Source organism: Bacillus sp. ISL-47 (assembly GCF_018613175.1).
In the GTDB taxonomy this organism is placed as follows: Bacteria; Bacillota; Bacilli; order Bacillales; family Cytobacillaceae; genus Cytobacillus.
Genome location: NZ_JAGGQS010000038.1, coordinates 1 through 16,790, shown reverse-complemented (window position 1 = coordinate 16,790; position 16,790 = coordinate 1). Strand labels below are relative to the sequence as shown.

Sequence of the window (16,790 nt, the reverse complement as noted above, 5' to 3'; positions counted from 1 at the left end):
GAAACAACCCCTTTTTTAAAATCTAATTTATCTAATTGGTGAACAGATTTCGATATAATGGCCATCCGGATCTTCCACATAAGCCACCTTCTGCCCCCAAGGCTTTTCAATCGGCTCAAGCAGAACAGTAACTCCTGCTCCCTTTAATTTTTCTACAACAGCTTCAACCTCTTCCGTTACGAAACCAAGCTCAAAGGTTTGCTCCTTTCTCACTCCATCCGGAATTGGAAGCCCCGTGACCTCACGCCCGCCTTCTCTCGTATTAAAAGAAAGAACCGTACTGCCAGTGTCATATTCTATGTATGTTCCAAACTCATTCCTCAATTCCAGGCCTAGCAATTCTCCATAAAAATGTTTCGTTTTGTCCAGGTTTTCCGTATATAGAATGACATAGCCCATTTTCAGCCTCAATCAGTTCACCTTCTTTTAAAATTTGTGCTATATAATAAATTCAATAGAGCAGGTGAATTCTCCTTTCCAAAAATGAAACAAAAAAATACCAATATAATGATAAGGTCTTATTAAAAGAAAAATAGAGGTGTAACAATGAACTGGAAAGACATCGAGCATCAAATGTATACCATGTGTATGGTAGCTGATGGGGATAAAATCCTTCTAATGAATCGGCCGAAGCATAAAGGCGCCCCTGGTTTTATTGCACCAGGCGGCAAAGTGGAATTCCCGGAGAGCATTACTGATGCAGCAATACGTGAGGTACTGGAGGAAACAGGCCTGCATGTGAAGAATATTGTTTTTAAAGGCTGGGATGAGTACGTAAATCCTCAGGAGAAGGTTCGATATATCGTATTTAATTATCTTGCAGATTCATTTGAAGGAACCTTACTTGCAGATCCCCCTGAGGGTGAACTTCAGTGGGTTTCAAGAAAGGATGCAATGGAACTCCCCATGCAGGATTGGTTTAAAAGAAAACTGCCGTTATTTTTTAAAGAAGGAACTTTCGAGATCCATTCAGAGTGGGAGGCAGAGCAAGAATTGGAGGGAGACAGCAAGACAAGGATTTTTCTAAAAAGCGAGGGAAGAGTGGGAAGAATTGAAAACTCGCCGGCAGTGAAAAGAGACTCGCCTTCATGCTAAGCCACTGAAAATCTGCCGATTATTTGGTTTTTCAGGGGAACCTAAAGGTATTAGTAAAGTAGCACTAGGTTGATTGAAGCGGAAGGTGCGAGATCCTCGAAAATGCATTCGCATTTTCTTCGTGCGGTGAATATTCGAGGATGCTTATTCAAAGTCCTGCGGGAGCAGCGGGACAGGTGAGACCCCACAGGCGCTTAAGCGCCGAGGAGGCTCACCGCACGCCCCGCGGAAAGCGAGCATCCTGGAGTGGAAATCAACCGGCTAATTTAACAAAGGCTGTCCTTTAAGGACTTTTTCATTGACCTCCTTCATGCGGGCCTCTTTTTAGTCTGTGAGCCATTCTTTAAACCTTGGATAGAATATGAAAATAACTTCCTGCCAGACGCCTTATCTCTTTTGTTTTTCCCTGGGGATAAACGGCGATAAAGCATGTAGATGGACCGGAAGATTTATGGAGATCCAAGTCTGTACTAAAATCATTATTTGTAAACTCTTTATTAAGAAATAGGCCATTTAGCTCTTCAATAATGCCCTTTGAGCCAACAGGAAGGGTTTCAACATCCGCGAGGGAGTTAATTTCCTGGAATAGCTTCAAGGGGGCAGCTTCTGTCCCTCTTCCCACTACCTCTTCGCCAACTAAAGGAGAACCGATGACACTAATCTCAGTTTGGTTTGTATAAAGTAAACGCTCTGAATGGCCATTGCCCTTCATCTTCCCAAGAACCGATAGTCCAACAGCAGACTGCAGCAGGGTGAAGTTACTTTCTGTGCTGCCGTTAATCTCGAGAGCCCCGATATCCAATTCCTCAGCGCCACGTTTAATGCCTCTTACAAGCGCATTCCAGGCATCCTCTCCGCAGAAATTATGCAAAGCTGCCGCAAAAGGCTCCGCACCAGCCGATATACATTCCATAACAGCTACCCGAAAAGAATAGTATGCAACTGTTTCATATGGCACTTTAACAGAATCCTTATCTTTTTCCCCGATTCCACCGCTGTTATCGCTGGCGACGACGATTGCTTCTTCTGAATTAACAGGAAAAATCAAAACATCCCTCATTGCTCTGCCTCCGCTTTAGTAAGGGGCTCGATCAGCCTTGACAGCTTTGGAATTAATGTATAAGCAATAACTATATTTAGAATTGAGCCAATAAAAAGGGAAGGCACAATCGCCATGTAAAAAGCCTTGCCCATCAAAAATATAAAAGGCATCGGGGCAGCAAAGGCATTTCCGAACACAAATAGCACCCCGGCCTGCCAGCGCTTGCCCCTCAGGTATAGGAAACCAAATACAAAGGATAAAAGGGCCATTTCACCGGCAATGAGGAAATGAAGCGGCCCAAGAGGCATACCGCCAACCATTGCCGAAATCAGATGGCCAATCGAGGCAACAATTGCTCCGCCGGTTCCACCAAGCAGAACAGCTGCTAGCAGGGCAGGAAATGCTTCCAGGGCCACGCTTCCGATGATTGCAGGTATTTTAATTACGGCTCCGACAGCTGTCAAAGCAACCAGCATTCCAGCCATGGCCATTTTCATGCTTTTCATTTATTTTTCCTCCTTGCGCTTTCCTTCCCGGAATACTTTCGCGCTGCGCACATACTCAACATCTTTTTCGTTCAGCCGGAAATTGATGACTCTTGCAAGGGCGAAGAAATAATCGGATAATCGGTTCAAGTATTTTAAGGCAACAGCAGAAGTCTCTGGATCTGCTTTTCTTAATGAGACAACCAATCTCTCCGCTCTTCTCGTCACTGTCCTTGCTATATGGATCGATGCAGAAGCAGGAGCTCCACCTGGCAAAATAAATCGTTCCAGCTTAGGTGCTTCCTCAATTAACTCATCGATTTTAGCTTCCAAATAATCAATTGATTCCTTGGTTAGCTTCAACTCCCTATTCTTTGAAACATTTGCCAAGTCTCCGCCACAGTCAAAAAGCTCATGCTGAATTTTCTCCAGGTCATCCAATACATCCTGAAAAACGCTGCCGTCAAGCTGTGTCATGGCCTGACCGACAAAGCAATTCACTTCATCCACTGTTCCATATGCCTCAACCCTTACATCATCCTTCTCCACTCTGCCTCCGATAATGCTCGTTTTCCCCTCATCGCCTGTTCTTGTGTAAAGCTTCATAAATCATTCCCCATTTCATTTGATTTTTTGGCTTATGCCATACCAGATTAAATCAACCCTGTTTGATTGGGCTGCGGTATCCTGATAGGCCCAGCCAGTTACATCCCGCCACTTTCGATCATCAGCTTCCATTGGAACAATCCCTTTTGAAATATCGGATCCTATTAAAACGATTTTTCTATGGTTATCCTCCTTTTCCCAATCAAGCCATCCCCTTAAGTAATTCTGCCATCTGGTTCGAACTTCCCTGGCATCCGATTCCTTTAACCAATCCCGGATCCAAACCTCAATGCCCTCCAGTACAACGATTCCACTTATGTGAAAACCATTAACTGTTTCACCCTTGTAGGCGGAGACCCACTGGTACGGAATATTCTCCAAGTTATAAAATTTCTTCACCCACCCGGACTTTCCATTAAAGGCGCCGCCCGTAACAAAGTGCATCTCTCACCCCTCCTTAACTCTTCATAATTCCAAAAAAGCTCATATTCTTTTCCAAAGGGGATCTGCCATTCCCAGAATTCTTTGCCTTCAGGACCATGCTTGCTTAACAGGTACCGGATAACTCCGCTATGTGTTACAAGCGCTGCTTTCCGAATACCTTTTTCTAGTATCCTATGAATCAGCTTTTGCCAGCCCCAATCAACCCTTTCCGAAAATACCTCGTATGTTTCCCCTCCAGGCACACTTTCTGAAAAAGGATCTTTTAACCACCTTTGATAAACAGCATCATCTTTTAACTCTTCATAGGTTCTGCCTTCCCACTCGCCAAAATTAATTTCCCGCCATTCTATGCCTGATTCAAGATTATTTCCTGGAAAGAGCATTTTAGCAGTTTGCTGACATCTGCCTAAATCACTGGATTGAATCAAATCATAGCAGGCAGGCACTTCAGTAATTTTTTTCTTATCGATGGGACATAGAGGGGAATCCGTCCAGCCCAGGTACGCATATCGCTTATTGGCCTCTGTCAGCCCATGGCGAAATAGTGCAATATCCACAAAGCCATCCATAGCAAAACCTCCGTTCCTTCTACACTTGCACCCAGCACATCCCCTGTCATGCCGCCAAACCATGTTTTAACTTTTTTTGATAGAAAAAAGAAAAGCAGCACGGAAATCAGAATCATTAATAGAAGTCCAAACAGGGCTGGTTCTACTAGAAATCCTGCTGTCCCGGCCATTAGCAGCAAATAGATGGAATAGATATGCAAAGTTTTACTGGAAGCGGATTGCTGAAATAAATATCCAAGGCCTTCCTCCTTGGCGGCCTTCACCTTCAGCAGCAGTATTCCCATCATCATTTTTCCGAAAAAAGGAATCAAGGCAATTAAAAAGTAAGAGACAGACCTTGATAGATTGGCTATCTCATAGATAAACAGAAAGCGCGCCCCCAATAAAACAATTACGGATAGGACGCCAAATGCCCCTGTTCTCGGATCACTCATGATTTCGAGCCTTTTTTTCTGATCGCGATAAGAAAAAAAGGCATCGCCCGCATCCATCCACCCGTCCAAATGAATCCCTCCAGTCAGTACGATTCCTGCAAGCCAAACTGCAAATGCAGCTGCTAAAATTGAAAAAGGAGTCCATTCAAGAAAAGCATAAAGCATAAAGGCATAAAGGCTGCCCTGAAACAGTCCCACCAGCGGAAATGTTCTAATCGCCTTCTCAAGATGATCCCTGTCCATCGGAAGGTTTATCGATATCGGAATGCTTGTAAAAAATTGAAGATTAATTAATAAACCTTTAAGCCATTTCATTGGCAGTGCTCCAATGAAAGACGATTTCCTTCAGTTTCTCCCAGTCAAGATGCTTCACCATGCCCTCAGCCAGTTCATCGTATTTTCTATCGGCCACTGTACCCTCGGCCTCATGACTTTCAACGTTGGAAAGTGAATCCTCTACTGGAATATGGTGATTTTTTATGTATGGAAGGACACCCAGTACCGGCAGCTTTGTTTTATTTTCAATCCACTCGATCCCATCCTCGAACAGCTCCAGTTGACCGTGAAATTTATTAATAATAATGCCCTGCACCCGTTGTCTTTCTTCTGGAGAAAACAGCTCCAAAGTTCCGACAATGCTTGCAAACACTCCGCCCCTTTCAATATCGGCGACTAAAACTACCGGCACATCTGCCATCTCAGCTGCCTTCATATTGACGAGTTCTTTTTCTTTTAAATTGATTTCGACCGGGCTTCCCGCACCTTCCATAACGAGAAGATCGTAATCCCTGCTTAATTTTTCAAGGGCCATCTGAATTGTTTCCAATCCTGCTTGATAAAAAGAATCCTTATAGCACCTCCCCGTAACTGTTCCTATGGGGTCTCCAAGTAGAACAACCTCAGACTTCTGGTCATGCTTAGGTTTTAATAGGATGGGGTTCATCCACTCGCTTGCCGCAGTTTTTGCTGCTTCTGCCTGTAGCCCCTGGGCTCTGCCAATTTCCTTTCCCTCGTTTGTTGTATATGTAAAATTGCACATGTTTTGCGATTTAAAGGGAGCCACCCTGTATCCTTCGTTCGCAAATGCCCGGCATAGGGCAGTTGAGATCAGGCTTTTCCCGACATCCGATGACGTTCCCTGAACCATAATTCCTTTCATGCCGGTTCTCCTTTCATTTGAAGCGGAATGCCTGCCTCGATCAGAAAAGCTTTCTCAGCCTTCTCCGCCATTTTTTGATGAAGACTCCCTAATAATCTTCCATATATAAAAACAAGTTCATTTCCGCCCATAGGTTCATTCAGCACTTCATTGCTGACAACAATGAAAGCTTTGCAGTCTCGTTGAATGTGTATAATCCCCTCAAGAATATCAGCGTCTATTTGCTTTTGAACAGCCGGATCCCTCCAGCGGTCTTCCGTCAAAAACAGCTCATTGTTCAAAAGAGTTGTTAAACAGTCGAGCAAAACAATATCATTTTTGCCAAAGACCCCTGATAGCTCTGCTAACCTCGAAGGCTTTTCCCATGAAGTCCATTTTAGGCTGCTGCTTTTCCGATCCTCTTGATGCCTTTGAATCCTTGCCTCCATTTCAGGATCATTGGCTTGCCCTGCAGCAATATACTGGAGATTTCCTCCTGTCTGTTTGGCTAAATCACAAGCCAAATTTTCAGCAAAAGAACTTTTTCCGCTCCTCACTCCGCCGGAAATGAAAATCATAGATGACTCTCCCTCCATTCTCCCATCGCCTCCATTAGCCGGTCATTATTTTCCGGCGCTTTAATTGCAAATCTTAGCCATTTTCCTCTCAATCCTGGAAAGTTCATTGTATGCCTCGGAATAATTCCCTTTTCCAGCAAATATTGAAAAAGCGGCAACTGATCATCCAACACCGGATCCTTCAGCAAATAAAAGTTCACATCTGTAGATGAAACTGAGAAGTTGTGCTTTTGGTAAAAAAGGAATAGCCGCTCTTTCTCCATTTGGATCACTTCCCTTGTTAAGCGGAGATGCTGTTCACCTTCCAGACACCATTCTCCTGCTTTTAGTGCAAGAGCATTGACACTCCAATGAGGCTGAATGGCTGACACTTTTTCTATCAATTCCTCATTTGCCAGCAAATAACCAAGACGCAATCCAGGTACTGCAAACATCTTTGTCATGGACCTTAAAATCATGATAGATGGGTTATTTTTTATATAAGGGGTGATCGATTGATAGTCCTTTACAAAGTCATAAAAAGCCTCGTCAATCACCAGCAGGCAATGACGCTCCATGCATGCTTCTATTAGTTCCTTTACTGCTGATTCCGGATAATAAATACCGGTTGGATTATTCGGGTTACAGAAAAAAACAGCATCTGCATTCATAAGCTTTAAAGATAACGCTTCCATATTCAGACACCATGTATCAGACTCCAACTGATGATAGGTGATCGTGCAGCCATTTACTTTACAGGCTGCTTCATATTCTGAAAACGCAGGCTGAACAATTAGCACTCTTTTCCCTGCCATCATTCTGGCTATAAGAGAAATGAGCTCTGCTCCGCCATTGCCAACTAAAATTTGTGTATCTTTAACACCTGCAGCAAGTGCTAATTTCTTTTTTAAGGAAAGAGCATTTGGATCAGGGTAATCTGTAATAAAGTCAATAAGTGTGCCCCATCTTTCTTTTAATTCCGCCGGCGGTCCAATGGGATTAATATTTGCACTAAAATCAATCCGCTTTTCAGGCAGCGGCATATCCATCGCTGCATATAAATATTGGGGATTAGATCCGTGCGGTGGCCATTTCAATGATCATCCCTCCAGCCCATAAAATGATTAAAAACGTGAAAACTGACCGTTTCATAATAGCGATAGAATCCAAGATATGTTCTTTTTCGAGGAAAACATGATGTTCACCTATTATGGCCCGATTAGAAAGGACTCCTTTATAAAAATTAATGCCTCCAAGCTGGACACCAAGGAGTGCCGCTGTTGCTGCTTCACCCCAGCCGCTATTTGGACTTGGGTGCTTTCTTGCATCCCGAAGTAAAAGCCCCCAAGCCTCCCCCGCTGGAGTTTGTTTGGGCTTGCTGCTAAGGAGCATGCAAAACGCAGTTAATCTGCTTGGAATCCAATTGGCTGCATCATCAACAATGGCCGATGCCCAGCCAAACTTTGCATATCTCTCATTCCGATAGCCTACCATACTGTCACACGTATTGATGGCTCTGTAAATAAGAGCGAGAGGCGCCCCGCCTATCAATGCCCAGAACAGCGGAGCGGTAATGCCATCACTCGTATTTTCTGCAACTGTTTCGACCGCAGCCCGAACAACTCCGGACTCATCCAGGCAATCAGTGTCCCTTCCGACAATATAGGAAAGTTTTTGGCGCGCATCTTCTATATCGCCCTTTCTTAATGGCTCATATACAGCCACAGCTGCTTCTTTCAGGCTCTTTTGGGCAATCGCTGCTGAAATAAGGATGCCTTCCGCCAGAATGCCTGCAATCGGATGAATCTTATAACAAAAGCTGGTAAAAAGCACTGAAATCCCGGCTACTATAAACAAAACGATTCCCAGCATGGCGACTCCTTTTAATCTTTTGCAGTTCCCTTTGTTAAGTGCTTTTTCGAGTGTATGTATAAAAGAACCCATCCATCTGACCGGATGCGGCCAATCTGGAGGGTCCCCAATCAGCAAATCTATTACATATGCTAAGATAATGGCGAACAAATGATAAATAATCATTGTTTAATCCTTCTTTTCGAGTTCTGAATTGCTTCAGCTGTACATTCATATACACCTTTCCCAACGACTTTACCAAGAGGTGTAATGGTGCCGGCATATTCCAGCTTTTCTCCCTGTTGTGTGGCAGCAATCAAAATACTATCAGTAGAGGTGCCAGTTGCAATCGTACCTGTTACAGCATCCATTACCTGCTGGTCCTGCATGGCCTTCGTTTTCGCTTCGGTGGCTGTCATAATACATTGGATAAAAGCTTCCTCTGTCATATTCCCATTGACAAAAACCCACGTATTGATTGTGCCTGGTGTCATGTGATAGGAGTGCTCCTTGCTTCTGGAGGCATCTATTGCATTTCCGACTCCTGCGGTTACAACAATATAAACAGAGAAATCCTCGTCCTCGTAAAGCCGGCAGCTAAAATCCTCCAAGTAAACGGCTGTCATCATTCCTACTGTTTCACCAGGTTCAAACCCCTGCTTCTTAATATAGTCTGCCATTTCCAACCTATGGTCACTGCAATCATAATCCTTGCTGACATGCCTGTTGACAAAGTTCCGATTCCAGCCAGTCCCCGATCCAACAACCCCAGAGGACATGGTTCTCATAGGAATGGGTGATTGAAGGATCAGCATTTCCTCACTTTGCTGCAGCAAACTTTCATCAATACGAATAAGTTTCTGCTCATCTGCTGCGGTCTTTTCCGGCACCAGCACCATTTGCGGGGCAGGCACTCTCGGGTGCGGCTGCTTTTCAATCCTTGTTTTATAAACATCCCGGATCCGCTCCTCTTTTAAAACCTCATTTGGAACGTGATCAATATTGATTTCACCATTTTCCAAAAGCAAAAGGCGATCGCAATATAATCCAGCCAGATTCAAGTCATGAAAAATAGAAATAACCGTCAGCCCGCAGTCCTTTGCCCAGGTTTTTAATAAATCAAGGAGCTCCTTTTGATAGCTGAGGTCAAGATGGTTGGTTGGTTCATCCAGCAATAAAATCTCAGGATTTTGTGCGAGGGCCTGGGCCAAAAACACCCGCTGCCTTTCTCCTCCGGACAGCTGCTGGATATCCTGATTCTGAAACTTGGATATCCCAGTTTGTTCCATGACGCGGTTCACTGCTTCTTCATCCTCTATTGACCAGCTTTGAAACCAGCCTTTTTGATGGGCGTATCTTCCGAGGGAAACCGTTTCTTTGACCGTATAGGAAAATGCTTGTGAGGAATGCTGGGGCAGGACCGCTATGATTTTTGCAAGTTCCTTTGGAGAGTAGTCCTTAATCGACTTGCCCTTAATCATGACGTTCCCGGAGCTTACTGGCAGTATTCCGCTTAGCATCTTCAGCAGTGTGGTTTTTCCGCTTCCATTGGGGCCTAATATTCCAAAGAGCTCTCCTCTTCCCACTTCAAATGACACATTTTTCACTATGGATTTCCCGGCATATCCCCCGAACACTTTTTGAACGCTAAGCATATTTAACCTCTTCCTTCTGTCCGTCTATTCATTAATATGATGGCAAAAACAGGTGCCCCAATTAAAGCAGTAATGACACCAATAGGCAGCTCTGTTGGCGCAATAATTGTGCGGGCCACGAGATCAGCCATAATCAGGAATCCTGCTCCTGTTAAAATTGAAAGCGGTAATAAATGCCGATGATCCGGCCCCCATATCAAACGGGTAAGATGGGGAATCACAAGCCCAACAAATCCAATGGTCCCTGAAACAGCAACTGCTGCACCCGTTAAAATCGAACCGGCAATCAGAATCATCATCTTTCTTTTTTGCACATTCACCCCAATATGCTGGGCCCTTTCTTCCCCAAATGACATGGCATTCAATTCATTACTGTTCATCAAAAGGATCAAAGAACCTATCAAAAAGAACGGAATCATGATTTTTATATAAGCCCAGCCCCGCATGGAGACACTTCCAAGCAGCCAGCTGATAATCTGCCTTAACTCTTCCCCCGTCAGCGCAATCATCAGGGAAATAAGGGCACCTAAAAAGGAACTGAAAATGATGCCTGTTAAAATAATGGTCTCAACTTTCATGGACCTTTCAATCTGCCTTGCAAAAAGCAGGACAATAAAGATCGTCAAAAAAGAAAATAAAATACTCAATAATGGCAATGTAAATATTCCTGCTAGCGGGATGGAGATATTAAAAAACAGGGTTAACACTGCTCCAACCGATGCACCGGATGAAACCCCGAGTGTATATGGATCAGCAAGCGGATTTCGCAGCAGCCCTTGAAAGGCGGCTCCCGCAATGGCGAGAGACGCTCCCACAAGACCTGCCAGCAAGACCCGTGGCAGCCGAATGCTCATGACAATATTTGTGTGCATAGGATCTGCCGCTTCAGTTGGAATCAAACGGAAAACCTCTGCGGCAATCACCTTTATAATGGTCATAGCCGGAACATTTACAGTTCCTATCGATACGCCAAGCAGCATCGCAAAAATAAGAAAAGCAGCGGCTGCTATATAAGCTAAAACCTTATTATTTAAATGTTTCAGGGTAAACTGCTCTGGCAAGTTCCTCTACTCCTTCAATAATCCGCGGACCTGATCTGGTAACCATATCTGAATCCACATCGGTAACGTGCTCATCTTTCACAGCGCTGACATCCTGCCAGCCGTCACGATTTACGACTTCTCCCACTGGGTCCTCAGTATAGTATCCATAAGTAGTTACGATCACATCCGGATTCCGCTCTACAATCGTTTCCGGATCAATTTTTACCCAGCCTTCTTCCGTTACAGCATTCTTTGCATTGATGGTGCTAAGCATTTCATCCATAAAGGTATTTTTGCCTGGTGAGTAAATCTCTGGAGCCGGAGCTACTTCTACATAAACTGACTTTCTGTTCTCCTCTTTAATTTGTGCTGCTTTAGCTTTTATTTCCTCAAGCTTTTTCTTCATGTCTTCCACCAGGTTTTCCGCTTCGGCCTTTTCACCGGATGCTTCCCCAATCATCATGATGGACTCAAATACCTGGTCAAAATTCTCGGCATTGTTTACAACCAGCACTGGTATCCCGGCATCCTTCAGCTGCTGCAAGCCTGCGGCAGCCAGCTCTGCAGTAGACTCATGGGCCAGCACAAGTTCAGGGCTTAAAGAAATGATCTTCTCAACATTAAATTCCTGGCCGCCAATCTTTTCTTTCTCAGTTGCTTCTGACGGGTAATTATCAAAGTCGGAAACTCCTACCACTTCTTCTCCCAATCCTAATTCAAAAGCAATTTCCGTATTGCTTGGAATCAGGGATACGATTCTTTCAGGCTTTGATTCAATAACTACTTCTTCATCAATAGCATCCTTTATCGTTACTGGAAAATCAGTTTTTTCCTCCCCAGCAGACTGTTCTTCCTTAGCGGAATCATTCTTCTCAGGCTGCTCAGCACTCTCACCGCAGCCAGCCAGCACTCCTGCAGCAAGCAGCAAAGCCGCCAACAACGAATAAAACTTCCTCATCCTTCATTCCTCCCATACATTTCGACAAAATTCGGGTGGTACCTGGTACCAAAAAAAAAAACATCTCCTCGAATGGCAAGGAGATGTTTGTGTGGTCATAATTCTCAATTATGTATGAAGAAAAGATGGCCGGACCAAACACCTCCCTATCCTCGTAGGTTTAAGGGTGCTTAAGAATCAGGCAGGTCTCCTGGCTCATGGTCATTGCCGTTCTGCACCTTCCCATACGCATATGTACAGTGGATTTGCAGACGGCTCCCATTTACAGTGGCGGGACCGCGCTGGATTTTCACCAGCTTCCCTATTAAGTCTTCAAAAGAATAATAGCCAATGGCCCTTACTCTCTTTAAGAAGACACCTGTTCTTTCGTGCATATATAATTTTTCTATTTCCGATTATACACCATCCAGCTTAAAATGTAAGAGAAATTTGCTGAATGTTGTAAAAAAGTTCAGCATACTATCGGGAGTAAATCTTCCATTCTCTTGTTTTCTTATCGAACACAATCTTCGCTTCACAAGGCTCCTTCACGATCGATTCATATTCGTCATACATATCATCCATATTGGCAAAATCGCCTATTAACCAAATAGGAATTTCAATTCGTACCCGATTCTGATCGATGTCCTTTAACGACAGCACTGCCCCTTCTTTCATTAATGGCTTCAGTGAAAGAAGGACATCTCTTGAAATAGGCGGATACGTCTTTTTCTTTTTAATGCCGAGCAGCGTTTTTTCGACTTTCATTTGCCCCATTTTACCCGGGATCACTTCTCCGAGCATCCGGTAAAAATCATTCAAGTCCCTGTAATAGGTACGATTAAACCAGCCGTCATCAATGGCAAGGTACACATACCGATTACTCAAATAATTGTAAAACGGCGGCTTTAAGTGCTCTTTTACATGGCCAATATAAAGAAGCTCCGCGATTGCCTGGCCGGGAAGCTCATTTACAGCCTCCTCTTCCTCAAAATCGATCCAGCAAAAATCGCCATAGCCGTAAACATCCTCTTCCACTAACCTTCCAAGCTTGTCTCTTGACACGTAATCGAACATCGTATGCATATTGTAATCGCCATGTTCATAACGGTGCTTCAGCAATAGCAGATTATTAATCGAATCTGAAAGGGTTTGGACAAACTCCGCAAATTCAATTCCATATGTCATAACATACTGATCCTGTTCATTAAGATGGATATAAATGAGATCACGAATAGCATGATTTCTTTTTTTCAATGGCGAAACCTCCGAACCGTTAACAAGAGTAGGATATAAAGAAAAGCGCAAGGCGCCCGCCTATGAGGAACGCAGGAAAAAATGCCACATCCTCTCAAACGCTAACGCTTTTAGTAAAGTAAATTCTATCGAAGTATTCCTTCTGGAGCTGGACAGTTATCGAAAAAGACAGCTTCTGACTATGAAACTGTCTGTTTTCACATACGTGTATTTTCTCTTCTCTTATTGTAGCAAAAATATTTAAAAATATCTTTCCAGTTTAGAAAAATATTATTAGGTCTCCCGTTTAATTTCCATATACCCGCCTCCTGCACTATTTCAAAGTAAGCAAATCAACAAACTTTATTTATGGAATGCAAGAAACTATCTTAAGCTTCAATTCGTCTAACATATAGAACAACAAATGAATCTACGTCCAAACAGCCATTGTAAGGGGTATTTTTCTTTGTTAGGATAAAAATGTAAAAAGGTAGAGAAACCAGGTGTGTATGAATGGATCAAACTAAAAGATTTTCAGATCGAATTGATTGGACGCTATGCTTTCTATTGCTTCTATTTTTTTTAATAAGCTGTATCGCTATATATAGCGGGCAATCCTCTGAGCAATATGCTGGCAATTTTGTGATAAAGCAAATCGTAAATTATGTAATTGGAATCATTATAGTCGCTGTTGTAATGTATTTTGATAGTGAACAAATCAGGAAACTTACCTGGTTCTTATACGGCTTTGGAATCTTATTATTATTAGGGCTGTTTGTTGCACCTGAAAGCATTGCACCCGAGCGCAAAGGGGCAACTCTTTGGTATGTGGTTCCTGGGCTAGGTTCCATTCAGCCCTCTGAATTTGTGAAAGTCTTTTTAATTATTGCTTTAAGCAAACTCATAGCTGACCATCATCAGAAATATTTGAGCAAAACACTTGGTTCAGATTTATTTCTCCTAATTAAGCTTGGAGCAGTGACATCACTCCCCTTAGGATTAATTATCATTGAAGACCTCGGCACAGCCCTTGTTATTGTCGCTATTTTAACAGGAACTATTCTGGTTTCGGGAATATCGTGGAAAATCCTTGTACCGATATATGGTTTTCTTGGAGCCTTTGCCGGCACCATTCTCTATCTTGTTATACAGGCACCGGAGATTCTGGAGAAATATCTGGGGGTAGATCCTTACCAGTTTAGCAGAATCTACTCCTGGCTTGATCCTGTAAATCATAAACAAGGAGCTGGAATGCAGCTCTATAACTCTATGCTTGCAATCGGTTCTGGCCTGACCTCCGGAAAAGGCTTTACCGACAGGCAGGTATATGTTCCTGACGCCCATACTGATTTTATTTTCAGCGTAATCGGAGAAGAGTACGGCTTTTTTGGAGCAAGTGTTGTCATAAGCCTATTCTTTCTTCTAATCTATCATTTAACAAAAACAGCGCTGGAAACAACTGACCCATTCAATACCTATATTTGCGTTGGGATCATCAGCATGATTACCTTCCATGTTTTTCAAAACATTGGCATGACCATCCAGGTTCTGCCGATCACCGGCATTCCGCTTCCATTTATCAGCTATGGAGGCAGTTCCTTAATGGGAAATATGCTGGCAATGGGGCTGATTTTCAGCATGCACTATCACCATAAAACCTATTTGTTTTCGACTGATTCAAATTTTGTTGCAAAATAATTCCAGCAGAGTATAATAGCATTAATATACTTAGCGTCCATGATGAAGAGAGTAGCAAAAGACCCTTTCCTTAAGCGAGACAGGGATGGTGCAAGCCTGTTGGAAGTTCTTTTGCGAAGCGCACTTCGGAGATGTAAAGCTGAAACCTAAGTAGGCTTTGCCGGGTTAAGACTCCCGTTAACAAGATCTTTAAAGAGGTCCAATCAAAGTAGAATGGACAATCAGAGTGGTACCGCGGGTAATTCAAGCTCGTCTCTATTTTTAGAGACGGGCTTTTTTAATTTCAGGGAGGTGTTATTATGTTGAACTTTAAAGAAATTTTCACTGCTCAATTGATATCTGTATTGGATGGGCAAATATCAGAAGAAGCGATTGCTGACTTAATCGAAATTCCAAAAAACCATGAGCATGGCGATCTGGCTTTTCCTTGCTTTACGTTTGCCAAAGCATTCAGGAAATCGCCGGCGGCTATAGCAGTTGACCTCGCCAGCCAGATTCAGGCACCGCTCATTGAAAAAGCGGAAGCAGCCGGACCTTATATTAATGTCTTTTTTTCAAAAGCAGATTCCGGAAAAATCATAATGGATAGAATTCTTAAAGAAGAAAAAGAGTATGGGAAGCTTACAATCGGAGCCGGAAAAACAGTGGTGCTCGATTTTTCATCGCCAAACATTGCAAAGCCTTTCTCCATGGGGCACTTGCGTTCGACGGTTATTGGAAATGCACTCGGCAATCTTGCTGAAAAATGCGGTTATAAAACGATTAGGGTCAACCATTTAGGAGACTGGGGCACTCAGTTCGGTAAATTGATAACCGCTTATAAAAAGTGGGGAATCCCAGAAAAGGTAAAAGAAAATCCAATTCAGGAATTGCTCGGCTTGTATATTCGGTTTCATAATGAAGTCGAAGAGAATCCTGCATTGGAAAATGAAGCTCGCTATTGGTTCAAAGAGCTTGAAAATGGCAATGAAGAAGCAGCCAGCCTCTGGGGCTGGTTTAGAGAAGAATCATTGAAAGAGTTCCAGCGCCTTTACGACATGCTCGGCATTCATTTTGATTCCTATAACGGCGAAGCTTTTTATAACGATAAAATGGAAGCGATCATTGAGGAGTTAAGCGCCAAGAATCTGCTTGTTATGTCCGACGGAGCCGAAGTAGTTCAACTTCCTGGTCAGGACCTCCCTCCTTGCCTGATCAAAAAGTCCGACGGGGCAACCTTATATGCAACACGTGACCTCGCCGCAGCTTTTTACAGAAAAAAGAAATACCACTTTGATCAGTCCTTATACATTGTAGGTCAGGAACAAGGCATCCATTTCCGCCAGGTCAAAAGTGTGATTAAAACAATGGGCTATGAATGGGCAGACAATATGGTACATGTCCCGTTCGGCCTTTATTTGAAGGATGGCAAAAAGATGTCCACCCGTAAAGGCCGGGTTATTCTTCTCGAGGAAGTTCTTAATGAAGCTGTCCTACTCGCAACGCAAAATATTGAAGACAAGAATCCGCATTTGGAAAATAAACAAGATATCGCGGAAGCAGTAGGAATTGGCGCCATCCTTTTCCATGATTTAAAAAATGATCGAATGAATAATATTGAATTCTCACTTGATGATATGCTGACATTTGAAGGCGAAACCGGCCCCTATCTGCAATACACCAATGCTCGTGCCTATTCCCTGCTTCGAAAGGCTGAAGATGGTCATTCATCTGAAAAGGGTCTCTCTGATTCATATAGCTGGGAAATCATAAAGCTTCTCTATCAATATCCTGACAAACTTAAGAAAGCCTACCTTCACCTTTCCCCATCTATCCTGGCAAAATATTTAATTGATGTGGCCCAGGCATTTAATAAATATTACGGTCACGTAAGAATACTGGAGAAAGATACAGACATCAAAGGAAGGCTAGCACTCGTAAAAGCTGTCACGATTGTTCTCTCAGAAGGCATGCAAACACTGGGTATGAAGGTGCCTGAACAAATCGAGTAGGAGGGGGTG

General features: G+C 43.3%; 18 protein-coding genes, 1 riboswitch and 1 other annotated feature. Of the genes, 3 read left to right on the top strand and 15 right to left on the bottom strand.

What is annotated here, in order from left to right; all coding sequences use genetic code 11:
• Positions 1–27: 27 nt before the first annotated feature.
• Positions 28–411, bottom strand: a complete 384-nt coding sequence (locus J7I93_RS13415; protein WP_214726369.1) for a VOC family protein — start codon at positions 409–411, stop codon at positions 28–30.
• A gap of 135 nt (positions 412–546) precedes the next feature.
• On the opposite strand from J7I93_RS13415, the gene J7I93_RS13410 reads away from it, so the two are divergent.
• Positions 547–1,095: an 8-oxo-dGTP diphosphatase gene (locus J7I93_RS13410; RefSeq protein ID WP_214726368.1), complete on the top strand. Its 549-nt coding sequence runs from the start codon at positions 547–549 to the stop codon at positions 1,093–1,095.
• Between the two features lie 343 nt (positions 1,096–1,438).
• Here J7I93_RS13410 and J7I93_RS13405 read toward each other — a convergent pair whose 3' ends face one another.
• From J7I93_RS13405 to J7I93_RS13340, 14 genes are all read right to left on the bottom strand, one after another.
• A complete protein-coding gene (locus J7I93_RS13405) occupies positions 1,439–2,155 on the bottom strand; it encodes an ATP-binding protein (RefSeq protein WP_214726367.1) in 717 nt (238 codons plus the stop codon).
• Positions 2,152–2,643, bottom strand: coding sequence for an ECF transporter S component (locus tag J7I93_RS13400; protein ID WP_214726366.1), 492 nt, complete (start codon positions 2,641–2,643; stop codon positions 2,152–2,154). Before J7I93_RS13400 ends, J7I93_RS13405 begins: the two co-directional genes overlap by 4 nt.
• The gene (locus J7I93_RS13395) at positions 2,644–3,228 is read right to left on the bottom strand and encodes a cob(I)yrinic acid a,c-diamide adenosyltransferase (protein WP_214726365.1); all 585 of its coding nucleotides are present in this window, start codon (positions 3,226–3,228) and stop codon (positions 2,644–2,646) included.
• A 15-nt stretch (positions 3,229–3,243) separates the two neighbouring features.
• Complete coding sequence (locus J7I93_RS13390; protein WP_214726364.1) at positions 3,244–3,672, bottom strand: bifunctional adenosylcobinamide kinase/adenosylcobinamide-phosphate guanylyltransferase; 429 nt, start codon at positions 3,670–3,672, stop codon at positions 3,244–3,246.
• Entirely contained in the window at positions 3,624–4,241 is a 618-nt protein-coding gene (locus tag J7I93_RS13385; protein WP_214726363.1) for a histidine phosphatase family protein, read from the bottom strand. Before J7I93_RS13385 ends, J7I93_RS13390 begins: the two co-directional genes overlap by 49 nt.
• Positions 4,199–4,990, bottom strand: a complete 792-nt coding sequence (gene cobS, locus J7I93_RS13380; RefSeq protein ID WP_214726362.1) for an adenosylcobinamide-GDP ribazoletransferase — start codon at positions 4,988–4,990, stop codon at positions 4,199–4,201. The genes J7I93_RS13385 and cobS overlap by 43 nt, the downstream gene beginning before the upstream one ends.
• A complete protein-coding gene (locus tag J7I93_RS13375; protein ID WP_214726361.1) occupies positions 4,977–5,834 on the bottom strand; it encodes a cobyric acid synthase in 858 nt (285 codons plus the stop codon). Before J7I93_RS13375 ends, cobS begins: the two co-directional genes overlap by 14 nt.
• On the bottom strand, positions 5,831–6,391 hold the full coding sequence (locus J7I93_RS13370) for a bifunctional adenosylcobinamide kinase/adenosylcobinamide-phosphate guanylyltransferase (protein ID WP_214988575.1): 561 nt from the start codon (positions 6,389–6,391) through the stop codon (positions 5,831–5,833). The genes J7I93_RS13375 and J7I93_RS13370 overlap by 4 nt, the downstream gene beginning before the upstream one ends.
• Positions 6,388–7,467: a threonine-phosphate decarboxylase CobD gene (gene cobD / locus J7I93_RS13365; RefSeq protein ID WP_214726359.1), complete on the bottom strand. Its 1,080-nt coding sequence runs from the start codon at positions 7,465–7,467 to the stop codon at positions 6,388–6,390. The genes J7I93_RS13370 and cobD overlap by 4 nt, the downstream gene beginning before the upstream one ends.
• Positions 7,442–8,407, bottom strand: coding sequence for an adenosylcobinamide-phosphate synthase CbiB (gene cbiB, locus J7I93_RS13360; RefSeq protein WP_214726358.1), 966 nt, complete (start codon positions 8,405–8,407; stop codon positions 7,442–7,444). The genes cobD and cbiB overlap by 26 nt, the downstream gene beginning before the upstream one ends.
• The gene (locus J7I93_RS13355; RefSeq protein WP_214726357.1) at positions 8,404–9,876 is read right to left on the bottom strand and encodes an adenosylcobinamide amidohydrolase; all 1,473 of its coding nucleotides are present in this window, start codon (positions 9,874–9,876) and stop codon (positions 8,404–8,406) included. Before J7I93_RS13355 ends, cbiB begins: the two co-directional genes overlap by 4 nt.
• A gap of 2 nt (positions 9,877–9,878) precedes the next feature.
• Positions 9,879–10,856 carry an iron ABC transporter permease gene (locus tag J7I93_RS13350; protein WP_214726384.1) on the bottom strand — a complete coding sequence of 326 codons (978 nt, stop codon included), beginning with the start codon at positions 10,854–10,856 and terminating at the stop codon, positions 9,879–9,881.
• A gap of 46 nt (positions 10,857–10,902) precedes the next feature.
• Complete coding sequence (locus J7I93_RS13345; protein WP_214726356.1) at positions 10,903–11,877, bottom strand: ABC transporter substrate-binding protein; 975 nt, start codon at positions 11,875–11,877, stop codon at positions 10,903–10,905.
• A gap of 163 nt (positions 11,878–12,040) precedes the next feature.
• A riboswitch (cobalamin riboswitch) is annotated at positions 12,041–12,226 on the bottom strand.
• A 110-nt stretch (positions 12,227–12,336) separates the two neighbouring features.
• Positions 12,337–13,113 (bottom strand): hypothetical protein, encoded by a 777-nt coding sequence (locus J7I93_RS13340; RefSeq protein WP_214726355.1) that lies wholly within the window; start codon positions 13,111–13,113, stop codon positions 12,337–12,339.
• Between the two features lie 492 nt (positions 13,114–13,605).
• Between J7I93_RS13340 and J7I93_RS13335 the strand changes: the two genes are divergently transcribed.
• On the top strand, positions 13,606–14,790 hold the full coding sequence (locus J7I93_RS13335) for an FtsW/RodA/SpoVE family cell cycle protein (protein WP_214726354.1): 1,185 nt from the start codon (positions 13,606–13,608) through the stop codon (positions 14,788–14,790).
• Between the two features lie 30 nt (positions 14,791–14,820).
• Positions 14,821–15,050: a binding site (T-box leader), on the top strand.
• A 42-nt stretch (positions 15,051–15,092) separates the two neighbouring features.
• Entirely contained in the window at positions 15,093–16,781 is a 1,689-nt protein-coding gene (gene argS, locus J7I93_RS13330) for an arginine--tRNA ligase (RefSeq protein WP_483297134.1), read from the top strand.
• The last annotated feature ends 9 nt before the right edge of the window (positions 16,782–16,790 follow it).

Bases quoted from the DNA above. Each gene is read 5' to 3' on its own strand.
- J7I93_RS13410 (WP_214726368.1), top strand. From the start codon at position 547: ATGAACTGGAAAGACATCGAGCATCAAATGTATACCATGTGTATGGTA.
- J7I93_RS13405 (WP_214726367.1), bottom strand. From the start codon at position 2,155: ATGAGGGATGTTTTGATTTTTCCTGTTAATTCAGAAGAAGCAATCGTC.
- J7I93_RS13400 (WP_214726366.1), bottom strand. From the start codon at position 2,643: ATGAAAAGCATGAAAATGGCCATGGCTGGAATGCTGGTTGCTTTGACA.
- J7I93_RS13395 (WP_214726365.1), bottom strand. From the start codon at position 3,228: ATGAAGCTTTACACAAGAACAGGCGATGAGGGGAAAACGAGCATTATC.
- J7I93_RS13390 (WP_214726364.1), bottom strand. From the start codon at position 3,672: ATGCACTTTGTTACGGGCGGCGCCTTTAATGGAAAGTCCGGGTGGGTG.
- J7I93_RS13385 (WP_214726363.1), bottom strand. From the start codon at position 4,241: ATGGATGGCTTTGTGGATATTGCACTATTTCGCCATGGGCTGACAGAG.
- cobS (WP_214726362.1), bottom strand. From the start codon at position 4,990: ATGAAATGGCTTAAAGGTTTATTAATTAATCTTCAATTTTTTACAAGC.
- J7I93_RS13375 (WP_214726361.1), bottom strand. From the start codon at position 5,834: ATGAAAGGAATTATGGTTCAGGGAACGTCATCGGATGTCGGGAAAAGC.
- J7I93_RS13370 (WP_214988575.1), bottom strand. From the start codon at position 6,391: ATGATTTTCATTTCCGGCGGAGTGAGGAGCGGAAAAAGTTCTTTTGCT.
- cbiB (WP_214726358.1), bottom strand. From the start codon at position 8,407: ATGATTATTTATCATTTGTTCGCCATTATCTTAGCATATGTAATAGAT.
- J7I93_RS13355 (WP_214726357.1), bottom strand. From the start codon at position 9,876: ATGCTTAGCGTTCAAAAAGTGTTCGGGGGATATGCCGGGAAATCCATA.
- J7I93_RS13350 (WP_214726384.1), bottom strand. From the start codon at position 10,856: ATGCTGCTTGGCGTATCGATAGGAACTGTAAATGTTCCGGCTATGACC.
- J7I93_RS13345 (WP_214726356.1), bottom strand. From the start codon at position 11,877: ATGAGGAAGTTTTATTCGTTGTTGGCGGCTTTGCTGCTTGCTGCAGGA.
- J7I93_RS13335 (WP_214726354.1), top strand. From the start codon at position 13,606: ATGGATCAAACTAAAAGATTTTCAGATCGAATTGATTGGACGCTATGC.